The organism is Falsiroseomonas oryzae, assembly GCF_027856955.1.
GTDB classification, from domain to species: Bacteria; Pseudomonadota; Alphaproteobacteria; order Acetobacterales; family Acetobacteraceae; genus Falsiroseomonas; species Falsiroseomonas oryzae.
In genome coordinates this window covers 1-2,385 of record NZ_JAPSMD010000635.1, presented here as the reverse complement: position 1 = coordinate 2,385, position 2,385 = coordinate 1, and the positions used below count along the sequence as shown (strand labels likewise).

The following is a 2,385-nucleotide window of genomic DNA, read 5'->3' as shown; positions in this document are numbered from 1 at the left end:
GAGGTGGCGCGCCCTGCCGATCTCGGCGTGCCGGCGGAGGCCGAGGCCGCTTTGCGCGCCGCCGTCGCGCCGCTGGCCGAGCCGCGCCGCATGGCCGCCGCCCGCACCGCGATGCTGGCCGCGCTGGAAGCCGAGGCGTTCGGCGCCATCGGGCTCGACGATCCGGACATGGAGCTGCTGCGCGACCAGTTCGCACGCTTCACCGCGGCGGAGGTGACACCGCACGCCCAGGGCTGGCATGACGCCAATGCGCTGATCCCGCTGGAGCTGATCGGCAAGCTCGGCGAGCTCGGCGCCTTCGGCGTGACGATCCCGGAGGCGCATGGCGGCCTCGGCCTCGGCAAGGTGGCGATGTGCCTGGTCAGCGAGATGCTGAGCGAGGGCTATGTCGGCGTCGGGAGTCTGGGCACCCGCAGCGAGATCGCCGGCGAGCTGATCGGGCTGAACGGCACGGAGGAGCAGAAGGCGCGCTGGCTGCCCGGCATCGCGAGCGGCGAGATCCTGCCGACGGCAGTCTTCACCGAGCCGAACACCGGCAGCGACCTGGCGAACCTGCGCACGCGCGCGGTGCGCGAGGGCGACGTGTTCAAGGTGTATGGCGCGAAGACCTGGATCACCCATGGCAGCCGCAGCGACATCATGACGCTGCTGGTGCGTACCAACCCGGACGCCCCCGGCCACAAGGGCCTGTCCATGCTGATCGCGGAGAAGCCGCGCGGCACCGACGCGGACCCCTTCCCCGCGCCGGGCATGTCGGGATCGGAGATCCATGTCCTCGGCTATCGCGGCATGCGGGAATACGAGATCGCCTTCGAAGGCTTCGAGGTGCCGGCCACCAACCTGCTGGGCGGCGTGGAAGGCCAGGGCTTCCGCCAGCTGATGGAGACCTTCGAGAGCGCGCGCATCCAGACCGCGGCGCGGGCGCTGGGCGTCGCGCAGAACGCGCTGACGCTCGGCCTCTCCTACGCGAAGTCGCGCATCCAGTTCGGCAAGCCGATCCTGCACTTCCCGCGCGTGCACGCGAAGCTCGCGATGATGGCCGCCGAGACGATGCTGGCGCGGCAGCTGACGTACTTCGCCGCGCGGGAGAAGGATGCCGGCCGGCGCTGCGACGTGGAGGCGGGGATGGCGAAGCTGCTGGCGGCGCGCGTCGCCTGGGCCAATGCGGATGCCGCGCTGCAGATCCATGGCGGCAACGGCTATGCGCTGGAATACCCGATCAGCCGCGTGCTGTGCGACGCGCGAGTGCTCTCCATCTTCGAGGGCGCGGCGGAGATCCAGGCGCACATCATCGCGCGCGGCATCCTGGGGAGGGTGAATTAGATGCCCTTCCCCGCCCTGCCCGCGCCGCTCGCCGCCGCCCTCGCCGCGCGCGGCTATACCGAGCCGACGCCGGTGCAGGAAGCCGTGCTGGCGACCGAGACGGCGGGGCGCGACCTGCTGGTCTCGGCGCAGACCGGCTCGGGCAAGACGGTGGCCTTCGGGCTGGCCGTCGCGCCGCAGATCCTGGACGAGGAAGGCCGCGTCGGGCCGCCGCGCGTGCCGCTGGCGCTGGTGATCGCGCCGACGCGGGAACTCGCGCTGCAGGTGCAGGGGGAGCTCGCCTGGCTCTATGCCGGCGCGGGTGGCCGCGTGGTGGCCTGCGTCGGCGGCACCGATCCGCGCGCGGAGCGGCGGCAGCTCGACATGGGCGCGCATATCGTCGTCGGCACGCCGGGCCGGCTGCGCGACCACCTGGAGCGCGGCAACCTGGAACTCTCCGGCCTGCGCGCCGCCGTGCTCGACGAGGCGGACGAGATGCTGGACATGGGCTTCCGCGACGAATTGGAAGCCATCCTGGACGTCACGCCGGAGACGCGGCGGACGCTGCTGTTCTCCGCCACCATCCCGCGCGAGATCGCGGCGCTGGCCAAGCGCTACCAGCGCGACGCGCTGCGCATCGCGGCGACCGGCGAGGGCGGCGCGCATCGCGACATCGCCTACCAGGCGGTGCTGGTCGGCCCGCGCGAGTCGGAGCGCGCGCTGGTCAACGTGCTGCGCTGGCACGACACGCGCGCCATCGTCTTCTGCACCACGCGCGCCGCGGTGGCGCGGGTGCACGGCAACCTGACGGAGCGCGGCTTCAACGCCGTGGCGCTGTCGGGCGAGCTGACCCAGGCCGAGCGGAACCGGGCGCTGCAGGCGCTGCGCGACGGGCGCGCGCGGATCTGCGTGGCGACCGACGTGGCGGCGCGCGGCATCGACCTGCCGGATCTCGGCCTGGTCGTGCATGCCGAGCTGCCGCGCGACATGGAGACGCTGCAGCACCGCAGCGGCCGTACCGGCCGTGCGGGGCGCAAGGGGCTGGCCGTGCTGCTGGTGCCGGCGCCGCGCCGGCGCATCGCC

2 protein-coding genes are annotated in these 2,385 nt (G+C 73.2%); both read left to right on the top strand.

What is annotated here, in order from left to right; translation table 11 throughout:
• A partial coding sequence (locus tag OZN99_RS29940) for an acyl-CoA dehydrogenase family protein (protein ID WP_270938861.1) occupies positions 1-1,323 on the top strand: 1,323 nt, incomplete at its 5' end.
• On the top strand, positions 1,324-2,385 hold a 1,062-nt coding region (locus OZN99_RS29935; protein WP_270938860.1), incomplete at its 3' end, for a DEAD/DEAH box helicase.